General features: G+C 71.4%; 16 protein-coding genes, 1 tRNA gene and 1 pseudogene. 4 read left to right on the plus strand and 14 right to left on the minus strand.

Annotated elements, in window-relative coordinates; all coding sequences use genetic code 11:
* Positions 1 to 72: 72 nt before the first annotated feature.
* From IEY86_RS01710 to IEY86_RS01725, 4 genes are all read right to left on the minus strand, one after another.
* Positions 73 to 1,950 carry a SpoIIE family protein phosphatase gene (locus IEY86_RS01710; protein WP_189129621.1) on the minus strand — a complete coding sequence of 626 codons (1,878 nt, stop codon included), beginning with the start codon at positions 1,948 to 1,950 and terminating at the stop codon, positions 73 to 75.
* Positions 1,951 to 2,086: 136 nt separating this feature from the next.
* The gene (locus tag IEY86_RS01715; protein ID WP_229698073.1) at positions 2,087 to 4,012 is read right to left on the minus strand and encodes an AMP-dependent synthetase/ligase; all 1,926 of its coding nucleotides are present in this window, start codon (positions 4,010 to 4,012) and stop codon (positions 2,087 to 2,089) included.
* Between the two features lie 277 nt (positions 4,013 to 4,289).
* The gene (gene lepA / locus IEY86_RS01720) at positions 4,290 to 6,167 is read right to left on the minus strand and encodes a translation elongation factor 4 (protein WP_189129622.1); all 1,878 of its coding nucleotides are present in this window, start codon (positions 6,165 to 6,167) and stop codon (positions 4,290 to 4,292) included.
* A 261-nt stretch (positions 6,168 to 6,428) separates the two neighbouring features.
* Positions 6,429 to 6,806, minus strand: a complete 378-nt coding sequence (locus tag IEY86_RS01725; protein ID WP_189129742.1) for a DoxX family protein — start codon at positions 6,804 to 6,806, stop codon at positions 6,429 to 6,431.
* Positions 6,807 to 7,088: 282 nt separating this feature from the next.
* On the opposite strand from IEY86_RS01725, the gene rpsT reads away from it, so the two are divergent.
* Both rpsT and IEY86_RS01735 read left to right on the plus strand, forming a co-directional pair.
* On the plus strand, positions 7,089 to 7,355 hold the full coding sequence (rpsT, locus tag IEY86_RS01730) for a 30S ribosomal protein S20 (protein ID WP_189129623.1): 267 nt from the start codon (positions 7,089 to 7,091) through the stop codon (positions 7,353 to 7,355).
* 276 nt (positions 7,356 to 7,631) lie between these two features.
* Positions 7,632 to 8,465 (plus strand): hypothetical protein, encoded by an 834-nt coding sequence (locus IEY86_RS01735; protein ID WP_229698074.1) that lies wholly within the window; start codon positions 7,632 to 7,634, stop codon positions 8,463 to 8,465.
* 136 nt (positions 8,466 to 8,601) lie between these two features.
* On the opposite strand, the gene holA is transcribed toward IEY86_RS01735, so the two are convergent.
* A complete protein-coding gene (gene holA / locus IEY86_RS01740; RefSeq protein WP_189129624.1) occupies positions 8,602 to 9,594 on the minus strand; it encodes a DNA polymerase III subunit delta in 993 nt (330 codons plus the stop codon).
* Positions 9,595 to 9,652: 58 nt separating this feature from the next.
* Between holA and IEY86_RS01745 the strand changes: the two genes are divergently transcribed.
* Complete coding sequence (locus IEY86_RS01745) at positions 9,653 to 9,892, plus strand: hypothetical protein (protein ID WP_373286937.1); 240 nt, start codon at positions 9,653 to 9,655, stop codon at positions 9,890 to 9,892.
* 53 nt (positions 9,893 to 9,945) lie between these two features.
* Here the strand turns inward: IEY86_RS01745 and IEY86_RS01750 are convergent, their stop codons facing one another.
* From IEY86_RS01750 to IEY86_RS01790, 9 genes and pseudogenes are all read right to left on the minus strand, one after another.
* Positions 9,946 to 10,995, minus strand: coding sequence for a YeiH family protein (locus IEY86_RS01750; protein WP_189129744.1), 1,050 nt, complete (start codon positions 10,993 to 10,995; stop codon positions 9,946 to 9,948).
* Positions 10,995 to 11,561 carry a cysteine dioxygenase family protein gene (locus tag IEY86_RS01755; RefSeq protein ID WP_189129626.1) on the minus strand — a complete coding sequence of 189 codons (567 nt, stop codon included), beginning with the start codon at positions 11,559 to 11,561 and terminating at the stop codon, positions 10,995 to 10,997. Before IEY86_RS01755 ends, IEY86_RS01750 begins: the two co-directional genes overlap by 1 nt.
* 96 nt (positions 11,562 to 11,657) lie before the next feature.
* Positions 11,658 to 12,563 carry a LysR family transcriptional regulator gene (locus tag IEY86_RS01760; protein WP_189129627.1) on the minus strand — a complete coding sequence of 302 codons (906 nt, stop codon included), beginning with the start codon at positions 12,561 to 12,563 and terminating at the stop codon, positions 11,658 to 11,660.
* A gap of 310 nt (positions 12,564 to 12,873) precedes the next feature.
* Positions 12,874 to 15,159: pseudogene (locus IEY86_RS01765) on the minus strand (ComEC/Rec2 family competence protein); the annotation flags it as partial.
* Positions 15,156 to 16,019 carry a ComEA family DNA-binding protein gene (locus IEY86_RS01770; protein WP_229698075.1) on the minus strand — a complete coding sequence of 288 codons (864 nt, stop codon included), beginning with the start codon at positions 16,017 to 16,019 and terminating at the stop codon, positions 15,156 to 15,158. The gene IEY86_RS01770 and the pseudogene IEY86_RS01765, both read right to left, overlap by 4 nt.
* 105 nt (positions 16,020 to 16,124) lie before the next feature.
* The gene (locus IEY86_RS01775; RefSeq protein WP_189129628.1) at positions 16,125 to 16,970 is read right to left on the minus strand and encodes a DegV family protein; all 846 of its coding nucleotides are present in this window, start codon (positions 16,968 to 16,970) and stop codon (positions 16,125 to 16,127) included.
* 74 nt (positions 16,971 to 17,044) lie between these two features.
* On the minus strand, positions 17,045 to 17,650 hold the full coding sequence (locus IEY86_RS01780) for a hypothetical protein (RefSeq protein WP_189129629.1): 606 nt from the start codon (positions 17,648 to 17,650) through the stop codon (positions 17,045 to 17,047).
* A 139-nt stretch (positions 17,651 to 17,789) separates the two neighbouring features.
* Entirely contained in the window at positions 17,790 to 20,627 is a 2,838-nt protein-coding gene (leuS, locus tag IEY86_RS01785) for a leucine--tRNA ligase (protein ID WP_189129630.1), read from the minus strand.
* A gap of 672 nt (positions 20,628 to 21,299) precedes the next feature.
* A tRNA-Ala gene (locus tag IEY86_RS01790) sits at positions 21,300 to 21,372 on the minus strand.
* A 165-nt stretch (positions 21,373 to 21,537) separates the two neighbouring features.
* Here IEY86_RS01790 and IEY86_RS01795 point away from each other — a divergent pair.
* Positions 21,538 to 22,905 carry a glycosyltransferase 87 family protein gene (locus IEY86_RS01795; protein WP_229698076.1) on the plus strand — a complete coding sequence of 456 codons (1,368 nt, stop codon included), beginning with the start codon at positions 21,538 to 21,540 and terminating at the stop codon, positions 22,903 to 22,905.
* The last annotated feature ends 92 nt before the right edge of the window (positions 22,906 to 22,997 follow it).

Below are 22,997 nucleotides of genomic sequence, written 5' to 3' on the forward strand. Positions count from 1 at the left end.
GGCCGCGGAGTCCTTCCCCGGGGAACGGCGGGCGCCCCGCGTCAGCCGCGGACCGGCACGCGTCCGCCCGCTTCAGCTCGTGGGCACCGCCTGGAGCACCATCACCGCCAGGTCGTCGCTCAGCGGATCGGCGTCGAACGCGTGCACTTCCTGCCGGATCCGCTCGGCGACCGCCTGGGCGTCGAGTCCCGCGCAGGCGCCCAGCAGGGCATGCAGGCCGTCGTCGTCATCGAGCTGCCGGTCGCCGTGCCGGCGCTCGGTGACTCCGTCGGTCACGCACAGCAGGGTGTCCCCGGCCGCCAGCTCGAAGGTCTCGGCGGCGTACTGCGCCTCCTCGGTGATCCCGAGCAGCATCTGGGGCGCGGCCACGGGCTCGACCGCCCCGTCGCCGCGCAGCAGCAGGGGAAGCGGGTGGCCAGCGCTGGCCAGCGTGCACATGGCGCCGCTGTCGCGGGAGGGGACGAGTTCGCCGTAGAGCAGGCTCAGAAAGCGCGGTCCTTCCCCGCCGAGCCCGTTCTCCGCGCTCTCCTCGACCAGCGAGCGGTTCAGCCGGTCCAGGACCCCGGCGACGCCGTAGCCCTCGCGGGCCAGCAGCCGCACCACGTGCCGGGCCAGGCCCGTGACCGCGGCGGCCTCGGGGCCATTGCCGCAGACGTCGCCGAGCGCGAAGCACCACCGGCCGTCGCCCACCGGGAAGAGGTCGTAGAAGTCGCCGCCGACGTGGAAGCCCTCACCCGTCGGCTCGTACACCACGGCGGTTTCCACACCGGGGATGCGCGTCACCGCCGCCGGTGCGAGACCCAGCTGGAGCACACGGCTGATCATCGCCTCCCTGCTGTACCGCCGGGCCGTGCCCACGGCCATGGCCACCCTGCGGGACAGATCCTCGACCAGCCGCACCGCCTCGTCGGGCAGGCGCAGCAGCCCCGCCCTGCCGATGACCAGCAGACCGTGGCAGCGGCCGCCGTTGACCAGCGGGCAGGCCAGCGCATAGCCGCCGGGGTCGAAGCCCTCCGGGTTCGAGGGCCAGGGCCAGGGGAAGCCCTCGGGCCTGAGCAGGCCGGTCGCCGGGCCCAGGGCGGGCCGGGACGGCGGGTCCTTCTCCAGCACGAGACGCAGGGTGTCGTTCCTCTCCTCGTCGGTGTGCCACACACGCGAGAGCCGCATCCCGTCGCTGTCGCCGGTCAGCCAGACGGCGCACCAGTCGGCCAGACGCGGGACCAGCATCTGCGCGGCGAGGGAGGCGATCATGTCCTCGTCGAGCTGGCCCGCGAGCAGGTCACTGGCCTCGGCCAGGAACGACAGGGAGCCCTGGTTGACCCACTGGGAGCCGCAGTTGCGGGTGCGCGGCGGCACCGGGCTGAGAATCCGCGCGACGCGAAGCTCCTGGCCGCCTCCCTCGCCGTCTCCCGCGCCGCCGCCGTGCGCACCCGAGGACGTCACGGCTCCCCTGGTGTCGAGGCGGAACCACACCGATTTGCTGCACCGCCGGTAAGTGACGCCCCAGGAGTCGGCGAGCGCGCGGACGAGCCGCAGTCCCGGCCCGGTGTCGTCGTGCCCGTACGGCTCCGCGTGGTCCGGCGATTCCGCCGACTCCGGCGAGGCATGGTGTCCGGCTACGTCCACGACCAGGCCGGTCGGCCCGTTGTGCCACTCCCAGCGGCAGACCAGGTCCACCGTGGTGCCCGTCCGCATCACCGCGGCGGTGACCAGCTCGCTGGCCAGGAGAACGGCGTCGTCCACGAACCGCTCGGTGACAGCGCTCACGGCGGGGGCGCCCTGCGCGGCCCACTCGGCCAGTACCGCGCGGACGAATCTGCGTGCGGCGGAGGAGGCGAGCTGGTTTCCGGGAAGGCTGGTGCGCGAGAGGTACTCCCGCGGCGGAGGAGGCGAACCCACGTACTGCTCCCGAGGAGTCCGTTGTCGTAGCGCCGTTCGAGCAGACCCCATGGTGACAGAAAGCCGCCACTCATAAGCGACAAGTCACGGAAGTGCGCGATCGCCACAGTGTGAACTACCTCATACAAGGAAAAGGGGACCGGCGCGGTGCGCCCCGGTCCCCTCACCCGTCCGCTTCAGTGCGTGCTCAGTCCTCGCGCGACCCGACGTACATCTCCTCGATCAGGCCCGCGTACTCCTTCTCCACCACCGGCCGCTTCAGCTTCAGGCTGGGGGTGAGCTCGCCGTGCGCCACATCCAGGTCGCGCGGCAGGAGCGCGAACTTCTTGATGGTCTGCCAGCGCTGGAGGTCGGTGTTGAGCCGCCGCACATAGCCGTCGATGAGCTCGTGCACCTGCGGGGAGGCGACGATCTGCGCGTAGCCGCTCGCCGTGACGCCGTTCTCCTTCGCCCAGGCGGTGATCGAGGGCTCGTCGAGGGCGACGAGCGCGGTGCAGTAGTTGCGGCCGGCTCCGTGGACCAGCACATTGCTGACGAACGGGCAGATCGCCTTGAACTGCCCCTCGACCTCCGCGGGTGCCACGTACTTGCCGCCCGAGGTCTTGATGAGGTCCTTCTTGCGGTCGGTGATCCTCAGGAAGCCGTCCTCGGACAGCTCGCCGATGTCGCCGGTGTGGAGCCAGCCGTCGGGCTCGAGGACCTCGGCGGTCTTCTCCGGAAGGCCGTGGTAGCCCTGCATGATGCCGGGGCCCCGCAGAAGGATCTCGCCGTCCTCGGCGATACGCACCTCGGTGCCCTGGAACGGCTTGCCGACGGTGCCCGTGCGGTACGACTCGCCCGGCCCGATGAAGCTGGCCGCGCTGGTCTCGGTGAGGCCGTACCCCTCGAGGATGTGGATGCCCGCGCCGGCGAAGAAGTAGCCGATCTCGGGGGCCAGCGCCGACGCGCCGCAGGCACACGCCCGCAGATTGCCGCCGAAGGCCGCGCGGAGCTTGGCGTAGACGAGCTTGTCGGCGATCGCGTGCTTGGCCGCGAGGCCGAACGGCGCCGAGGGCTTGCCGGTGCGGCGGCGGTTCTCCTGGGTGACCCTGCCGTACTCGCGGGCCACCTCGGCCGCCCACTTGAAGATCTTGTATTTGGCCCCGCCGCCCTCACGGGCCTTGGAGGCGACACCGTTGTAGACCTTCTCGAAGATCCGGGGCACGGCGCACATGAACGTCGGCTGCACCACCGGTAGGTTCTCGATGATCTTGTCGATCCGGCCGTCCACGGCGGTCACATGGCCGACCCCGACCTGCGCGGCCAGGAGCACCTTGCCGAAGACATGGGCCAGGGGAAGCCAGAGGTATTGGACATCCTCGGAGTTGATGAGGCCGCTGACCTCGATGGCGCGGGCCTCGTACGTCCAGGAGTCGTGCGCGAGGCGGACGCCCTTGGGGCGGCCGGTGGTGCCGGAGGTGTAGATGAGCGTCGCCAACTGGTTCGGGCGCAAGCCGGCGACGGTCTCCTCGACGCAGTCGGGGTTCTTCTCCAGGTGCTCCGCGCCGCGCCGCTCGAGCTCCTCCAGGCTCAGGACCCAGCCCTCGTCCTCCTTGTCGGCCCCCGCGGCGTCAATCCCGGCGGTGTCAATCCCGGCGGTGTCCATGACGACGACGTGGGCGAGCTCGGGCATCTCGGAGCGGTGCGCGCGGACCTTGGCGAGTTGTTCCGCGTTCTCCGCGATGAGCACCCGGCTCGCGGAGTCGGTGAGGATGTACGCGCTCTCGTCGGCGTTGGTGCTGGGGTAGATCGTCGTGGTGGCCGCGCCCGCGCAGAGCACTCCGAAGTCGGCGAGGATCCACTCCAGCCGGGTGTTGGAGGCGATGGCGACGCGCTCCTCGGGCCGCACCCCGAGGGCCATCAGCCCGGCGGCGACGGCGCTGACCCGCGCGGCCGCCTGCGCCCATGTGAGTGAACGCCACTGGTCCGGGCCCCCGCCCTCGGCCGGCACGGGGTAGCGGTACGCCTCACCGTCCGGCGTGGCCTTGACCCGATCGAGGAAGAGCGCGGCCGCCGATGGGGGCCGGTTCTCGATCAGGGCAGTCGTCGAATGTTGCTGGACGGTCTCGCTCACGCCAACCTCCGGTCCCGCTCACGTTCGGGTAACTCATGAGTAACCTACGAGCCAGATCAGAGTACGGGCGACAGGCCTGGTGCGTAAGAGCCCCCGCCGACCTGATGGAACGGGAAGACCAGTGGGACCCCCGAGGCAGCCCCGCGGGTGCCGCTGCGGCTGCCCCGGGACCCTTTAGGCTGCCCCACCGAGGTGCCGCCGAGGCGGACGCGGGCGGGCCCGCGGCACTACCGCGCCGCGGGCCGCCCGATACATCACCGATACATCCGCTGAACGGCTACTTCCGGCCCTTGTCCGTGCCCGCGCCGTCGGAGTCGGTGGACAGAGCGGCGATGAAGGCCTCCTGGGGGACCTCCACACGGCCCACCACCTTCATGCGCTTCTTGCCCTCCTTCTGCTTCTCCAGCAGCTTGCGCTTACGGGAGATGTCACCGCCGTAGCACTTGGCGAGAACGTCCTTGCGAATCGCCCGCACGGTCTCCCGGGCGATGACCCGGGCGCCGATGGCGGCCTGGATGGGCACCTCGAACTGCTGCCGGGGAATGAGCTCGCGCAGCTTGGAGGCCATCTGGACGCCGTAGTTGTACGCCTTGTCCTTGTGGACGATGGCCGAGAACGCGTCCACCTTGTCCCCGTGGAGCAGGATGTCGACCTTCACCAGATCGGACTGCTGTTCCCCGGTGGGCTCGTAGTCGAGCGAGGCGTAGCCGCGGGTCTTGGACTTCAGCTGGTCGAAGAAGTCGAAGACGATCTCCGCGAGCGGCAGGGTGTACCGCAGCTCGACCCGGTCCTCGGAGAGGTAGTCCATGCCCAGCAGGCTGCCGCGGCGGGCCTGGCACAGCTCCATGATCGCCCCGACGAACTCGCTGGGAGCCAGGACGGTCGCCCGCACGACCGGCTCGTGGACCTCGGCGATCTTGCCCGTCGGGAACTCGCTGGGGTTGGTGACGATGTGCTCGCTGCCGTCCTCCATCAGCACCCGGTAGACCACGTTGGGCGCGGTGGCGATCAGGTCGAGGTTGAACTCGCGCTCGAGCCGCTCCCGGATGATCTCCAGGTGCAGCAGGCCGAGGAAACCGCATCGGTAGCCGAAGCCGAGGGCGACGGAGGTCTCGGGCTCGTAGACCAGAGCCGCGTCATTGAGGCGCAGCTTGTCCAGGGCGTCACGCAGGAGCGGGTAGTCCGAGCCGTCGAGCGGGTACAGCCCCGAGAACACCATGGGCTTGGGGTCCTTGTAGCCGCCGAGGGCCTCGGTGGCGCCCTTGTTGAGCTGGGTGATCGTGTCACCCACCTTGGACTGGCGGACATCCTTCACACCGGTGATCAGATAGCCCACCTCCCCGACGCCGAGGCCGTCGGAGGCCTTGGGCTCCGGCGAGATGACGCCGATCTCCAGAAGCTCGTGGGCGGCGCCGGTGGACATCATCTGGATGCGCTCGCGCTTCGACAGCCGACCGTCGACCACACGCACGTAAGTGACCACGCCGCGGTAGGCGTCGTACACCGAGTCGAAGATCATCGCGCGGGCGGGAGCGTCCTTGACGCCGACCGGGGCGGGGACCTTGTCCACGACCACGTCGAGCAGCTCAGCGACGCCCTCGCCGGTCTTGGCGCTCACCTTCAGCACGTCGGAGGGGTCGCAGCCGATGATGTGGGCCAGCTCGGCGGCGTACTTCTCCGGCTGCGCGGCGGGCAGGTCGATCTTGTTCAGCACCGGGATGATCGTGAGGTCGTTCTCCAGCGCCAGGTAGAGATTGGCGAGGGTCTGCGCCTCGATGCCCTGGGCGGCGTCCACCAGCAGGACCGTGCCCTCGCACGCGGCCAGGGAGCGGGAGACCTCGTAGGTGAAGTCCACGTGGCCGGGCGTGTCGATCATATTGAGGATGTGGGTGCTCCCCGTGTCCTCGCCCGTCCTCGGTGCCCACGGCAGACGCACCGCCTGGGACTTGATCGTGATGCCGCGCTCACGCTCGATGTCCATGCGGTCCAGGTACTGCGCACGCATCTGGCGCTGGTCGACCACGCCGGTCAGCTGGAGCATCCGGTCGGCAAGGGTCGACTTGCCGTGGTCGATGTGCGCGATGATGCAGAAGTTGCGGATCAGAGCCGGGTCGGTACGGCTCGGCTCCGGCACATTGGTGGGGGTCGCGGGCACGCGGGGTCCAGATTCTGTTCGGTCCGCCGCCGTGCTTCCGACTCCTTGAGCCCTGCGGGGCCGGGACTGCGGGTGCGGCGGACGGTGCTGTCTGATCGATCCGTCGCCTCCCATAGTCCCACGCCGACGCGCCGCCCATACGCGGACGGGCGGCGGGGCCCCGCGGCTGCGGCGGCGTGATGTGGCGCTGAGGCCCGGTGATCGCGCCGCCGAAGCGCGGTGGACGCGCCGCCGAAGCCTCGTCGGCTGCGGCTACGGGGCTTACGGCTTCGTGGCCGCGCGGCGGACCGAGAGGGCCCAGGCGACGAGCGGAGCCTGGAGCGGCAGCCGGGCGTAGGCGAGGGCGCGCTTTGCCGGGGAGGCGTTGCGCCAGTCGTAGGCCATCTGCACATTGGCCGGGAAGACCGCCGTGAACAGGGCAGCCGTGGCCAGCCCCCCGAGGCGCCGGGTACGCGGCACGGCGAGCGCTGCGGCGCAGGCCAGTTCGACGACGCCGCTGGCGCGCGTGTACAGATTGGGGTCTCCCGGCAGCGCCTTCGGCACGATGTCGTCGAACGGCCCGGGCTTCAGGAAGTGCGCCGTTCCGATCGTTGCGAGCAGTCCGGAGAGCACGAGTGCGGAGCGGCGGCCTTTGGTCATGCCTTTGGTCATGAGCCAACCCTGGCACGGGGGCGGTGGCCATCGGCTGGGGTGCGCCTCGATAGGAGACGAATCACATCGGGTGGCGCCGCTCGCAGCGGGACCGGGAGGCTGTCAGGGACGTGTCCGGCGGGGGCTCGGTGGCCTTCGGTGGCGCTCGTGGGCCCCAGCACGGCCCGTTTTGGGAGTGGTTCGGACCTGCTGGTAGCCTGGTCCACTGTGCCTCGTGCCCTCTCACGCGAAGCGCATCACGTAATCCGACGAATCATTTGAGGCTCATTCGTGGCGAACATCAAGTCCCAGATCAAGCGGATCAAGACGAACGAGAAGGCCCGCCAGCGCAACAAGGCGGTCAAGTCGTCCCTCAAGACCGCGATCCGCAAGACCCGTGAGGCCGTCGAGGCGGGCGACGCGGCGAAGGCCGCCGAGCTGGCCCGCGAGGCTTCCAAGAAGCTCGACAAGGCCGCCTCCAAGGGCGTGATCCACAAGAACGCCGCCGCCAACAAGAAGTCGGCGCTGGCGCACAAGGTCGCTTCCCTGGGCAGCTGAAGCCCCTGGCTCACCCAGCTCAACGGTGCTGCGCAAGCACCTCGCCGACCCGGAACCGGCGGTCCCTCTCACCCGCCCCGGTCCGGCACCCGGACACCGCACGCGGCCTGCGTTCGCCACGCGGGTGCGGTGTCGATGAGAACCAGGCCAAGGCCCCGTCCCACCCTTTCTCCAGGAGTTCTCCAGGAGCGGGACGGGGCCTTCGGCGTGCGTGAAAACCCGTAACCGGTGCCGAGCCGGCGGACGAGGCCCTCACTGTCCCGATATGGTCGCGCCATGTCGACGCCGCCTGATCAGCCGAGCGCCTATCCGTACCCGAGCCCCCAGAGCCCGGGCGGGTACGGATCGCCCACCCAGCCCGCGGTACCGGGGCAGCACAACCCGTACGCGCAGACGCCCAATCCGTATGCCCAGCCGGGGGCCTACGGCTCGGCGGGGATGCCCCCGCAACCGCCCGGCACCCCCGGCTACGGAGGGGGCGGCGCCAAGCGGGCGCTGCTGTGGGCCGCGGTCGGCGCCGTGGCGGCGTCCGCGGTCTGGGGCGCCGGACTACTGGCGGCCAACCTGGTCGGCGGTGACACCACCGCCGGGGACCTGGGCTCCTACAAGTTCCAGGACAACCTGTGCGACACCGCCGATATCTCCTCCATGAAGCAGGAGTACCCGGAGGCGGACAGCAACCCCACGCACGAGTCGCTCAAGCATGAGGCGACGGACAGCATGTCCTGCAGCCTCACGCTGAAGAAGAGCGGCTCGTCCACGTACGCGGACGCCTATTTGTCGCTGGCCGTCGAGTACCACAAGAAGTCCGACCCGACGGCTGACTTCACGGCGCTGTGGGAGAGCTACAAGGAGCGCACGGGCAGCGACTACAAGGTCGAGAAGATCGACGGGTACGGGGACCAGGCCTATCTGGTGACCCTGGAGCCCGCGTCCAGCACGGGCACCCGCTCGGCGACGCTGGCGGTACGCGACGGCTCCGTGACCTACAACATGAGCTGGAGCGCGTATCCGTCCTCGTTGACCACGTCCACCATTCCGGCGGTCTCCGACATCGCCGCGAAGCTGAAGACGGACACCAAGGCCACACTGGCGAAGCTGAGCGACTGACCGGGTGCGATCCAGCCCCAAGCAATCCGGCCCAGTGCGACCCGGCCCCGTGGGATCAGCCCAGTGCGATCCGACCCGGTGCGGGCCGATGCCGGTGCGGGGTGGCCTGGTGGTGGCCCGGTGCGGTGGTCGCGGGTCAGTAGGGGCGGCCCGAGCGGGCCGCCCGGGAGACCGTGACCACCGCGCGCTCCAGCGCGTAGGCGGGGTCGTCGCCCCCGCCCTTGACGGCGGCGTCCGCCTCGGCCACGGCGATGAGAGCCGTGGCGACGGCGTCGCCGGACCAGCCGCGCATCTGCTGGCGCACCCGGTCTATCTTCCACGGCGGCATACCGAGCTCCCTGGCCAGGTCGCCGGGGCGCATCCCCCGAGGGGCCGTGGCCAGCTTGCCGATGGCGCGCACCCCCTGGGCCAGGGCACTGGTGATGAGAACGGGCGCCACCCCGACCGCGAGCGCCCAGCGCAGCTGCTCGAGCGCTTCGGCGGCCCGTCCTTCGACGGCGCGATCCGCCACATTGAAGCTGGAGGCCTCGGCGCGCCCGGTGTAGTAGCGGGCGACCACGGCCTCGTCGATCGTGCCCTCGACGTCGGCGGACAGTTGGGAGCACGCACTGGCCAGTTCACGCAGATCGCTGCCCACGGCGTCCACCAGCGCCCGGCACGCGTCCTCGGTGGCCGAACGCCCCGCGGCCCGGAACTCCCCCCGGACGAACTGCAGCCGATCCGCCGGCTTGGTCATCTTCGGGCAGGCCACCTCGCGCGCGCCCGCCTTGCGGGCCACGTCCAGCAGACCCTTGCCCTTGGCGCCTCCCGCGTGGACGAGGACGAGGACGACCTCCTCCACCGGATCGCCGAGATACGCCTTCACATCCTTGACCGCGTCGGCGGCCAGATCCTGCGCGGCGCGCACCACGATCACCTTGCGCTCGGCGAACAGCGAAGGACTCGCCAACTCCGCGAGCGTGCCGGCCCGCACCGCGTCCGCCGTGAGATCGCGCACATCGGCGTCGGCGTCGGCCGCCCGGGCCGCCGCCACGACCTGGGCCACGGCCCGGTCGAGCAGTAGCTCCTCCTGCCCCACGGCGAGCGTCACGGGGGCGAGCGGGTCGTCGTTCGTCGTCTTCCTGGCCATCACCGCACAGCATCCCACGCCCCTCGGACATCGCCTGCCGCCGGGCAGAATGGGCGCCGTGAACAGGCATGTACTGGTACTCCCCGACCGCGACACGGCCGAACTCGTGGCCGAAACGCTCATCACCCGCTTCCCCGTGAACGGCGAGCCGCTCCTCGTCCGCGACGCCCTCGCCGGTGAGGACGACGCCGAGGACGCGCAGTGGCTCGTCGTCGTGGAGGCGGCACTCGACGGGGAGGCCGTGAGCGCGCTGGACACCTTGGCCGCGGAGCACGAGGGCTGGCTCGAGGAGGAGTGAGGGGCGCGGAGCTCCGAAGCCGGTGGCGTGTGTGCCTGGAGGGAACGCGGGGCCTAGGTGGTCAGGAGCACACCCGCGTAGGAGGCGGCGGCGATCACCAGCCAGGAGGTCAGCCCCAGGGCGGCGACGCGCAGGCCGGTGCGGGTGAGGGAGGGCAGATGGACCGCGGTGCCGAGACCGAAGAGGGCCGCCGCCAGGAGGAGTTCCTGAGCTGTTCGGGCGGAGTCCAGGAGGGTCTGCGGCAGCAGGCCGGTGGTGCGTGCGGCCACCATCACCAGGAAGCCCACCACGAACAGCGGCACCAGCGGAGGGCGCCTGGCTCCCGGCGAGGGGGTTCCGGTGCGGCGGCGGGCCGTCACCGCGATCCCGGCCACCAACGGGGCCAGCAGGGCCACCCGCATCAGCTTGACCAGCACGGCCTCCCCGAGCGCGTCCGGGCCGGCCGTCTGCGCGGTCGCCACCACCTGTCCCACATCGTGCACCCCCGCTCCCACCCAGCGGCCGAACTGCGCGTCACTGAGCCCCAGCGGGTGGTGCAGCAACGGCAGTACCGCGATGGCGAGCGTGCCGCAGAGCGTCACCAGCGCCACCGAGGTGACGACGTCCTCCTCCTCGCTGTCGGTCACGGCACTCACCGCGCCGATCGCGGAGGCACCGCAGATCGAGTAGCCGGTGGCGATCAGGAGCGGCTGGTCCCCTGGGAGCCCGATGCGCCGCCCGAGCCACCAGGTGCCGCAGAACGTGGCCGCCACCACCGCCAGCACCATCGCCACCGTCGCCCAGCCGAGCCCCAGCACGTCCCCCGCGCTCAGCTTCAGGCCGAGCAGGACGATCCCGAGCCGCATCAGCCGCTTGCCGGCCAGGGACAGCCCCGGGCGGCACCCGCCGCGCACCCGTGTGCGCAGCCGGGGCGTGTGGGCGGCGGCGATACCGAGCACCACGGCGGCGGTCAGCATCGGCACCGCGGGCACCAACCGGTGCACCGCCCATGCCGTCCCGACTCCCAGGGCCGCCAGCGCCAGTCCCGCGGTGGGGCCGGTCCCGGTTGCCCGTTCGCGGGGCGGCGCCCACAGGGTGCGCTCACGCGAACCGATCAGCGCCATCACCGGTCGGCGGGCAGTTTGTAGACGCGGCGGATGCTGGTGCCCAGGCGGGCTATGTCGGCGCCGTAGACGTGGAGGGAAATCGCCGTGGACGTGCAGTTGTTGCGCACGCGGTGGATGTCGCCCGGCGGGGCGAACCCGCAGACCGTGCCCTGCGCGTTGACCACGTGCTCGGTGGCGACCAGACGGGCGGTGGTGCCGTCCGAGACCAGCCGGTAGCGGCGTTCGCTCTCCTCGCCCTCCAGGACGCCCGTGACGCACCAGGAGACATGGTCGTGGATCGGCGTGACCTGCCCGGGCAGCCACACGAGGGCGACCACCGAGAAGCTGCCGTCGCTCTCGGCGTGCAGCACATGCTGGCGGTAGCGGTCGGGGTCGCCCTGGCGCTGCTCGCCGGTGAGCAGGTCCGACTCGCCGAGGAACGGCGCCAGGCGCTCCGCCACCAGATAGGCGGTCAACTCCGGTGGCAGACCGCGTCCCACGGCCTCGCGGACCTCCCCGACCAGTGCGTCGAGGCGTGCGGTGGTGCGGCGGGCTGCGGTTCGTGACGCGGTCGAAAGGGTCATATCGGCAGCGTCCCGCCGCCGATCCATTACGTCCAAGGAGGGTTTCTTGCCCGGTCTCCAACGGGTGCTTATGGGTTTGCTGAACGCGAACCCTCCTCAGCAGCCGACCCGGGCCGCCGCCACCGTCTTGATCTCGTCCAGTACCAGGGCGGTGGCGGGGATGCGCAGATGGTCGCGTAGGACATAGGCGGACACCTTGCGGCGGGTGTGCGGTTCCACGGCCCGGCCGGTCACCTTCTTGTGGCACAGGAAGGAGAGCACGAGTGCGGGCATCATCGCGATGCCCACGCCGGCGGCGACAAGGCTCTGCACCACGAGGTTGTCGTCGGTGGTGAAGGCGATGTCGGGGGTGAACCCCTCCTCCGCGCACGCGTGCAGGAAGTTGGCCCGGCAGCGGGGGCATCCCGCAATCCAGCGTTCCGCCGCCAGGTCCGCGAGATGGACCGCGCGCCTGCGTGCCAGCGGGTGCCCGGCCGGCAGTAACACCGTCAGCTGGTCCTCCAGCAACGGGATCTCCACCAGGTCCTCCGGCACCTCCACATGCAGGCCGGGATAGGTGAACCCGAGGGTGATGTCGCACTCGCCTCGCGCCAGTCGCCGCAGGGAGTCCGGAGGTTCGCCCTCCTGGAGCTCCACCCGGATACCCGGGTACTCCGCCGCGAGCCTGGCCATCGCCTCCGGGATGACGGTGGCGCCGGCGCTGGGGAACGCGCACAGCCGCACCCGTCCCGTGCGGAGCCTCGCGATGGCGCTGATCTGCTGCTGTGCGGCGAGCAGGCTGTCCAGGATGGTGCCCGCGTGGCGCGTCAGCGCCTCTCCGGCCTCGGTGAGCCGGATTCCCCGTCCGACGCGAGTGAACAAGGGCGTGCCGACGTCCCGTTCGAGTGCCTTCATCTGCTGGCTGATCGCGGGCTGGGTGTAGCCGAGCGATCGGGCGGCCGCGGAGTACGACCCGGTCCTGACCACTTCGTGGAAAGTCTTGATGTGCCGGGAGTCGAACACGCGAAGAATCATAAGCGGAGATTGGAAAGGCGGACGATTCCCTGTCCTGATGCTTTTGCGCCACCCGCAGGTCCTCCCGGTCGCCGAGAACGGCGACGGAGCCGTCGGTGTCGGTGCGCAGGACCATGGCACCGGTGGAGCGCAGAGCGGTGACCGTGCGGGGCGAGGGGTGGCCATAGGGGTTGTCGCGGCCGCAGGAGATCAGGGCGAGCCGTGGGCGCAGGCGCCGCAGAAGCGCGGGATCCTGGTAGGCGGACCCATGATGGGCGACCTTGACCACATCGACACGTGGCAGGTCGGGGACAGTGGCCAGCAGGCGTTCCTGGGCGAGGGGTTCGAGGTCGCCGAGGAGGAGGACGGTCAGGTCCGCGACCGTGACCGTGACGAGCATGACGACGCTGGCGTTGTTGGGGCCCTCCTCGCCCGGTCCTGACGCGGGCGGCCACAGGATCCGCCAGGTCAGCGGGCCGACCCCTCGGGCCTCCCCGGCGGTGCCGCGCATGACCGGGACGCGGGCGGTTGCCGCCGCCCGCGCCACCATGGCGCGCTGGTCCGGCGGGTCGGCCAGGCCGGTGGTCTCGATGGCGCCGACGGTCCGGCCCCGGAGCGCGCCCGGCAGACCCGCGACATGGTCGGCGTGGAAGTGGGTGAGCACCAGCAGGGGGATGCGGGTGACGGCGAGTTCGCGCAGGCATGTGTCGATCGCCTCGGGTGCGGGGCCGGTGTCGACGACCACGGCGGCACCGGCTCCCGCCGCCAGGACCAGGGCATCTCCCTGGCCGACGTCGCACATCGCCATACGCCAGTGCCGGGGCGGCCAGCCGGTGACGAAGCGGGTCAGCGGTGCGGGGCGCAGGACCGCCATCATCAGGAGGAGGACCAGGATCGCGCACAGCGCCGGTCTGCGCAGGAGCGGCCGGGCGACGATCACGGCGAGGGCGCACATCCCGGCGAGGAGCAGGCCGCCGAGCGGGCCTCCGGGCCAGTTGAGCTGGGCGCCGGGAAGAGCTGCGCCCGTGCGGGCGATGGAGGCGATCCAACCCGCGGGCCAACCTGCCAGTCGGCACAGCGCTTTGGCGATGGGCATCGCCACGGGGGCGGCTGCGAGGGCCGTGAAGCCGAGCACGGTGGCTGGGGCGACGGCCAGTTCGGCGAGCAGATTGCAGGGGACGGCGACAAGGCTGACGCGGGCGGCCATGACCGCGACGACGGGAGCGCACACGGCCTGGGCCGCCGCTGTGGCGGCGACGACTTCTGCGAGGCGGCCGGGCATTCCGCGGTGCCGCAGGCTCTCGCTCCAGCGTGGGGCGATGACCAGCAGAGCGCCGGTTGCCAGTACGGACAGCAGGAAGCCGTAGGAGCGGGACAGCCAGGGGAAGAACAGCACGAGGAGGAGAACGGCTCCGGCGAGGCCGGGGACGAGGGAGCGACGGCGCCCGGTGCCAATGGCCACCAGGGTGATGAGGCCGCAGGCGGCGGCGCGCAGGACGCTCGGCTCGGGGCGGCAGAGGATGACAAAGCCGACCGTGAGCAAGCCCCCGAGGAGCGCGGTCAGGCGCAGCGGCAGTCCGAAGCTCGGGGCGAGACCGCCGCGTTCGGCGCGGATGGCGAGGCCGGGCGGACCGATGAGTACGGAGAGCAGGATCGTCAGGTTCGCTCCGCTCACCGCGAGGAGATGGCTGAGATCGGTCGAACGGAAGTCCTCGGTGAGCTCGGGCGGGATACGGGAGGTGTCTCCGATGACCAGGCCCGGCAGGAGGGCCCGGGCATCGGGAGGCAGCCCGTCGGTGGCCGTGCGAAGCCCGGCACGGAGCCGCCCGGCAGCCCGCTGGACGGCGGTGGGTGCCCCGGTGACGCGTGGCACCCGGCGGACCCGCAGGACGGCGGCGATGCGGTCCCCGGGCAGGGCGGATGGGGTGAACTCGGCGTCGGCGGTCACTCGCGTCGAAGGCAGCAGGTCCATCCACTGGGCGGCGCCGGGACCTTGGGCGAGAACGAGGACGGGGGTGCGAACCCTGGTGGACTCGGTGACAGTGGTGACGCGGTCGGCGGTGGCCTCCAGCATGACCAGGGCGGGCCCCTGAGTCGCCCCCCGCACATGAGGGCGGTGGGTGCGGGGATCACCGCTGACGGTGAACTCCACGGTCGCCCGCCCATGCTCCCGGGCAAGCGCCGGAATGGGTCCCCGGTAGAGGTCGGCGGCATGGCAGGTGGCGACAAGGGCGGAGGCCGCCGCGCAGAGCAACACCCCAGCCCCCGCGGCCCGGCGTGCCCCGCGCTGGCGCCCCACGAGGAGAAGGACGGCGAGCACCAGGGCGCCGACGGTGATCGGCAGCACGACGGCCGCCGGAGCCCGGAGCGCGAGAGAGGCAGCGAGCCACGCGGCGGCCGCCGGGAGAGCCAGTCGAAGGTCGGTCGGACGACTCTCGGGGTCGGGAGCCGCGAGCCCGCGGGCAGGGGTGCCGGGGGTAGAGGTGCTGGAGGCCACGGCACCACCGCCACCCCCGGAATCGGCGGCCTCGGCGTAGGCTGCGTCGGGGCCAGTGGGGTCGCTGCCCGCAGAACCGGCACCACTCACCTCCCTGTCGTGGGTCATGGCTGCACGAGGGATCGGAGGTCGCTGAAGCGGCGGTTGCCGATGCCGGTTACTTCGCGGAGTTGGTCCACCGAGGTGAAGCCGCCGTGCTGGGTGCGGTAGTCGATGATGTGCTGGGCGAGGACGGGGCCCACTCCCGGCAGGGTTTCCAGTTGGTCCGCCGTCGCGGAGCTCAGGCTCACCGGTCCGGCGGTGGAGGCCGGGCCGGGGCTCGGCGGTGCGGCTGCCGGGGCGCCCACCACCACCTGTTCGCCGTCCACCAGGACGCGGGCCAGGTTGAGGCTGCTGGTGTCGGCTCCCGGCAGTGCTCCCCCGGCCGCACGCAGGGCGTCGCCCACTCGGGATCCGGAAGCCAGCTTCAGGACTCCCGGATCGTGGACCTTGCCCGCCACATCGACCACGACGGGCTTGTTCACCGGGGTCGCCCCCGGAGCCGGAGCCGGTCGCGGAACTCCCGCTGAAGGCCCGGACACCGCCGCCGGAACGGAGACACTCCGCGGGCGCCCGCTCCAGAGATGCTGCACGGCGAACACCACCGCCACGATCGCGACCACGGCCAGAACACCCACGGCCTTCATGTCCAGACCGAAGCGCAGCCGCGCCGCCGACGGCAGCCGTTCCAGGAGGGCCAGGCGCCATCGGGCCCGGCGGCCCAGGCCCAGGCCCGGGGCCGGGGCCGGGACTGGCGCTGGGGCTGGGAGTGGGAGTGGGGCCCGTGGCCGCCCGGGCGGAGGCGGTTCGGGCTTCCTGGCGTCCCGCGCCGCCTCCTCGATGCCGTCGTCGAAGAGTGCGCCGGCGCGCTGCCGGACGATGTCCGTGGATTCCCTGTGCCCGGGCCGGGTCGGAGTCGACATACTCATGCCCCGGACGCTAGGCGAATTCCCCTTCCGCCCTTTTCTCCGGACCGAATCCTGTGGACAGAGCGGCCGTTGTGGAAAACTCCGCCACCCGCAAGAGTGGCCGGATCACCTGGGAGAGACGACCACACCCAGAAGTCCGGGCCCCGCATGGGCCCCGATCACCGCGCCCACCTCACTCACCTGAAGGTCCACGATCCCGGGAATTCGCCCCCGCAGGTGCCCGGCCAGCGTCTCGGCCCTTTCCGCCGCGGCGAGATGATGGACCGCCACATCGACGGAGCCCGTCCCCGCCCGTTCCGCCGAGATCTCCTCGAGGCGGGCGATGGCCCTCGCCGCCGTGCGCACCTTCTCCAGGGGCTGGATCCGTCCGTCCGCGAGGTGCAGCAGGGGCTTGACCGCCAGCGCCGAGCCCAAAAGCGCCTGCGCGGCACCGATCCGCCCGCCCTTGCGCAGGTAGTCGAGCGTGTCGACGTAGAAGAAGGCGGATGTCTCCCCCGCCCGCTTCTCGGCGGCGGCCACGACCTCGTCGGCGCTGCCGCCCGACTCGGCGGTCTCCGCCGCCGCCAGGACGGCGTATCCGAGCGCCATGGCCACCATCCGTGTGTCCACCACACGCACCGGGACCGGCGCGTCCTCCGCGGCCAGGCAGGCGGAGTCGTAGGTGCCGGAGAGCTCGGCCGACAGATGGAGCGAGACGACCTCGCCGGCACCGGCCTCGGCGGCCGCCCGGTAGACGGACGCGAACTCCCCCGGATTGGGCCGGGAGGTACTCACCGGCCGACGGCGCTGCAGGGCGTAGGCGACGGAGCGCGCCGAGACCTCGTTGCCCTCCTCCAGCGCCTCGTCGCCGAGCACCACGGTCAGGGGAACCACCGTGACCCCGTGCCGGTCCAGGGCCTCCTGAGGCAGGTACGCCGTGGAATCGGTGACGATAGCGACATGGCTGGACATGACCGCGAGGTTACCGGCAGTTCGCCCACGTGGGACAGGCCCGGGCGGCGCTGGAGGACGCGTCCGGTCAGGCTCTAGCCCGCCGGGGGGAACGCCTTGGGCTCGCGCGAGGCGCCGACGGTCGGGGCCGTCCAGTGACGCAGCGCCCCCGCCTCCGTCTCGCACTGGCGGCTCAGCTCGGCCAGGTCGTCGTCGGCGAAGCGGCGCGCCCGGTCCTGAGCCGCCCAGCGCAGCGCGTCGGCGGAGTGCGTGATGCGCTCGGCGCGCTCACGCAGCTCGGGCAGGCGGGCCTGGGCCCTGGGTCTGTCCGGCTCGCGCTCGAGGAGCTTCAGCTCGCCGTCTATCGCGCGGGCGTGCTCCGCGAGGCGGGTGCACAGGGCGAGCGCCTCGGTGAGGGAGGCGTCCTCGGCCGAGGACGCCTCGAGCATGCGGCGGGTGCTGTCCACGCTGGTGTGCAGCGACAGGCGCAGCGCGGCGAGCTCGCCCGCCACACCGGGCTGGGTCAGCTTCTTCGCGGTGAGCGTGGCTCTGAGCGTGGTGTCCTCGACCATGCGGCGGGCCTGCGGGACATGCCGCTCCAGGCCGCGCTGCACGGCCCGCTTGGTCTTGACCACGGCGAGGGCTCCGAGTCCGGCCGTGGCGACGAAGAACAGCGCGACGATGACGAGGAGAATTTCCACGGGCGCGCCTCCAGCGGCGGATGTGACAGCGGATGTGACAACGACTGTAAGAGCGGGGTCCTCCCTCAACAACGCCTCGGGCGGGCCCAGGGTTCCTCGAAGAGCCCCGGCCCGCCCGAAAGCGTTACGACCAGGCGTGTTACGCCGGGACGATGTTCACCAGCTTCGGGGCCCGGACGACGACCTTGCGGATGTCCGCTCCGCCCAGCGCGCTCTGCACGGCGGCGTCGGCCAGCGCCAGCGCCTCCAGCTCGCTGTCGGAGATCGACGGGGGCACCTCCAGCCGTGCCTTGACCTTGCCCTTGATCTGGACGACGCAGGTGACCGCCTCGTCCTGGACCAGCGCGGGGTCCGCCACCGGGAACGGCTCATGGACCAGCGAGGTCTCGTGGCCCAGCTTGCGCCACAGCTCCTCGGCGATGTGCGGGGCCAGCGGGGCGACCAGCAGGACCAGCGGCTCGGCCACCGAACGCGGCACGGAACCGGCCTTCGTCAGGTGGTTGTTCAGCTCCGTCGCCTTGGCGATGGCGGTGTTGAAGCGCAGCCCCTCCATGTCGGCGCGAACACCGTCGATCGTCTTGTGCAGGGCGCGCAGTGTGGCCTCGTCCGGCTCGTCGTCGGTGACGACGACCTCGCCGGTGGACTCGTCGACGACGTTGCGCCACAGCCGCTGCAGGAAGCGGTACGAGCCGATGACGGCGCGGGTGTCCCACGGGCGGGAGACGTCCAGCGGGCCCATCGCCATCTCGTACAGGCGCAGCGTGTCCGCGCCGTACTCGGCGCAGATCTCGTCGGGTGTGACGGCGTTCTTCAGGGACTTGCCCATCTTGCCCAGCTCGCGCTTGACCTGCTCGCCCTGGTGGAAGAACTTCCCGTCGCGCTCCTCGACCTCGGCCGCCGGAACGGGGAAGCCGCGGGAGTCGCGGTAGACGTACGCCTGGATCATGCCCTGGTTGAACAGGCGGTGGAACGGCTCCTTGGAGGAGACGTGCCCCAGATCGAACAGCACCTTGTGCCAAAAGCGCGCGTACAGCAGGTGCAGCACGGCGTGCTCGGCGCCGCCCACGTACAGGTCCACACCGCCGGAGCCGCCGGGGGCCTTGGGGCCCATCCAGTACTCCTCGACCGCGGGGTCCACCACCTGCTCGGTGTTCTCCGGATCCAGGTAGCGCAGCTCGTACCAGCACGAACCGGCCCAGTTGGGCATGGTGTTCGTCTCGCGGCGGTACTTCTTCGGGCCGTCGCCCAGGTCCAGGGTGGCCTCGACCCACTCCTCGTTGCGGGACAGCGGGGTCTCGGGGCTGGTGTCCGCGTCGTCCGGGTCGAAGGTGCGCGGTGAGTAGTCCTCGATCTCGGGCAGCTCGACGGGCAGCATCGAGTCGGGCAGCGCGTGGGGCACGCCCTCCTCGTCGTAGACGATCGGGAACGGCTCGCCCCAGTACCGCTGGCGGCTGAACAGCCAGTCGCGCAGGCGGTAGTTGACCGTGCCCTCGCCGATACCGCGGGCCTCCAGCCACTCGGTGATCCGCTGCTTGGCCTCGCCGACCGCCAGGCCGTTCAGGCTGATCTCGTCATTGGCGGAGTTGATGGCCGGGCCCTGGCCGGTGAACGCCTCGCCCTCCCAGCCCTCCGGCGGCTCGACGGTGCGGACGATGGGCAGCTCGAAGGCCTCCGCGAACTCCCAGTCGCGCTCGTCCTGGCCCGGCACCGCCATGATCGCGCCGGTGCCGTAGCCCATCAGCACGTAGTCGGCGATGAAGACGGGGATCCGCTTGCCGGTGACGGGGTTGACGGCGTGGGCGCCGGTGAAGACACCGGTCTTGTCCTTGCCCTCGGTCTGCCGCTCGACGTCGGACTTGGACTGCGCCTGCTTGCGGTACGCGGCCACGGCCTCGGCCGGGGTGGCCGCGCCGCCCGTCCACACGCCGGGGACGCCCTCGGGCCAGGCGTCGGCGACGACGGTGTCGACCAGGCCGTGCTCGGGCGCCAGCACCATGTAGGTGGCGCCGAACAGGGTGTCCGGCCGGGTGGTGAAGACCGTGATCCTCTCGTCGTGGCCGTCGACGGCGAAGTCGACGCGGGCGCCCTCGGAGCGGCCGATCCAGTTGCGCTGCTGCAGCTTGATGGCCTCGGGCCAGTCCAGCAGGTCCAGATCCCCCAGCAGGCGGTCCGCGTAGGCGGTGATCCGCATCATCCACTGGCGCAGATTGGCACGGAAGACGGGGAAGTTGCCGCGCTCGGAGCGGCCGTCGGCGGTGACCTCCTCGTTGGCCAGCACGGTACCCAGGCCCGGGCACCAGTTGACCGGGGCCTGCTTGGCGTAGGCCAGGCGGAAGTCGTCCAGGACGGAGGAGCGCTCGGCCGCCGACAGCCGCGACCAGGGGCGGCCGTCCGGGGTCTCGCGGGTGCCCGCCGCGAACTGCTCGACCAGTTCGGCGATGGGACGGGCGCGGCCCGCGGACTCGTCGTACCAGGAGTTGAAGATCTGCAGGAAGATCCACTGGGTCCACTTGTAGTACCCGGGATCGATGGTGGAGACGGAGCGGCGGCTGTCGTGGCCCAGGCCCAGGCGGCGCAGCTGCTGGCGCATATTGGCGATGTTCGCCTCGGTGGTCACCCGCGGATGGGTGCCGGTCTGGACGGCGTACTGCTCGGCGGGCAGGCCGAACGCGTCGTAGCCCAGCGTGTGCAGCACGTTGTGGCCGGTCATCCGCAGGTAGCGGCTGTAGACGTCGGTGGCGATGTAGCCCAGGGGGTGCCCGACGTGCAGACCCGCACCCGAGGGGTACGGGAACATGTCCATGACGTACGCCTTGGGCCGGTCCGCGGACCCGTCCGGGTCGCCCAGCGGCCCGGTGGGGTTCGGGGCGTGGAATGTGCCCCTCTTCTCCCACTCGTCCTGCCAGCGGGACTCGATCTCGGCTGCCAGATCGGCCGTGTAGCGGTGCGGCTCAACGGCCGGGGTGGTGTCGCTCATCGTCCTCGGGGCTCCATCGACGTCATGGCGGCCGAATACCGCGTCTGCTGGTGGACCAATAAAAAATCCCCTCGCACAGGAGGGGACGCCGCGCCGACTCCGGCCCGGGGGCCGGTCCTGATCAGCGCGGCCGACTAAGCAGACGGCTCACGGCTCGCATAGGGGCCAGGGTACCGCAGCGGCTCAGCGCCCCGCACTCAGCGTCCCCACGACGGCACCCTCCGAGGGCAGCCCTCGCGGACACGGGCTCGCCCCGCCCGGCGGATGGCGGCGCGGGTGGCGAAGCCCCCGCAACGAACGGCCAGTAATAGACGACGGAGCCTTCGACTGCGCCTTCCACAGACACGAGCTGGCCCGGCCAGGCGGATGGGGATGGGGGTGGCGAAGGCCAAGCCGCGCAGAAACAACGACGGAGCCTTGGTCTGCGGCCTTCCACGGACACGGGCTCGCCCCGCCCGGCAGACGGGGGGCGCGGGTGGCGAAGCCCCCGCAACGAACGGCCAGTAATAGACGACGGAGCCTTGGTCTGCGGCCTTCCACGGACACGGGCTCGCCCGGCCAGGCGGATGGGGGTGCGGGTGGCGAAGCCCCCGCAGCGCGCGGCGAAGCCGCGCAGAAACGACGAGGGAGCCCTGTCTGCGCTTTCCGCAGACAGGGCTCCCCGCTTCCGAGTGGAGCTAAGGGGATTTGAACCCCTGACCCCTTGCATGCCATGCAAGTGCTCTACCAGCTGAGCTATAGCCCCGAGTGTTTTCCGCCAGTTCGCCCGGCGGCCCGGCCTACATTACACGGAGCGCGCAGGGTTTGACCAAACGGTTTGGGCGGCACCCGCTTTAGGACAACTGGCCGGTACTGTCGTCCGTCAACGACCGATTTGACCGCCACATCCCTCTTTATGGAGCCGCGCACCGTGACTGCGACGCAGCTGCTCGCGACCCCCCGCCCGCTCACTGTGCGGTCGTTCATAGTGCGCAGGCCGACGCTCATCGCTGCGGCTCTCTGCCTGCTGTCCCTCACGGCGTTCTGCCTTGCCCAGCACGCGGCTCATGTGTCCATGATCGACCTCATGGTGTACCGGGCCGAGGGCTGGACGGTCCGCGGCGGTCAGGACCTGTACGCGATGCGCGCCACGCACGCGGGGCTGCCGACCACCTACCCGCCTTTCGCCTCCTTGTTGTTCGTGCCCCTGACCTGGGTGGGCGTGGACGCGATGCGCACCGCGGCGATAGTGGGCAATCTCGGCCTCCTCCTGGCGCTCGCCCATCTGTCCCTGCGGCTGACCGGGCGGCCACGGCGGCTGCCCCGCACGGCCGCGGCCCTCGCCGTGACGGCGGTGGCGGTGTGGTGCGAGCCGGTGTGGACGACGCTGCGCTACGGCCAGATCAACCTCCTGGTCACGGTGCTGGTGCTGTGGGACCTCACCCGCCGCGCCGACCACCGCTGGGCGGGCGTGGGCATCGGTATCGCCGCGGGGATCAAGCTCACCCCCGCCCTCTTCGCGGTCTTCCTCGCCGTGGTGGGCGTGGCCCAGGCGTGGAGCAGGCTGCGCCGGCAGCGCGGTCGGCTGTGGAACCCCTGGCTGCGCCGGGCAGCTGTCGCCCTCGGCGCGTTCACCGGGACGGTCGCGCTCGCGGCGGGCGCGCTCCCCCGGGACTCGGTGCGCTTCTGGAGCGGCACGGTCTTCTCCACCAGCCGGGTGGGTCACACCGAGGACACCGCCAACCAGTCCCTGCGCGGCATCCTCGCCCGGCTGCTGCACACCGGGAACCCCGGTCTGTGGTGGGTGGTGGCCGCCGCCGTGGCCGTCGCCCTGGGGCTGGCCGTCGCCGCCGCGGCGGCCATCGCCGGATCGAGCCTGCCGGGCGCCCCGGCGTGGGCCGCGGTGGCCTGCGCCACGACAGCCCTCCTGGTGAGCCCGGTCTCCTGGTCGCACCACTGGGTGTGGTGCGTACCGATGGTGCTTCTGCTCGGCTCGGAGGCTGCCGGTAGGCGCAGCCCGCTGTGGTGGACCGCCACCGTAGCCACCGCTCTGCTCTTCACCAGTTATCTCTTCTGGCTGGTGCCGCACGGTCCGGGGCGCCATGAGCTCTCCCAGGACGCGGGCGAGATGATGCTGTCCTCGCTGTACCCTCTGGCCGGCACGGCGGTCCTCTGCGTCGCGGGATTCCTCGCCGCACGGGCTCTGCACACTGGGTCGCCCCAACTACCGGACCAGGTCTGGATCCCGGGCCCCGCCGGGCCGCTGTCCGACCGGCGCGTGCATGTGTATCGCCACTGAGCACCGCGGGTGATAGGCCGCCACCCGCGTGCCCGCACTCCGGATCATGTCTCGGGCACGGCGCCCGCCTCCCCTGAGGCGAGGTCCTCGCC

The sequence above is a fragment of the Wenjunlia tyrosinilytica genome (assembly GCF_014646055.1).
GTDB lineage: Bacteria > Actinomycetota > Actinomycetes > Streptomycetales > Streptomycetaceae > Wenjunlia > Wenjunlia tyrosinilytica.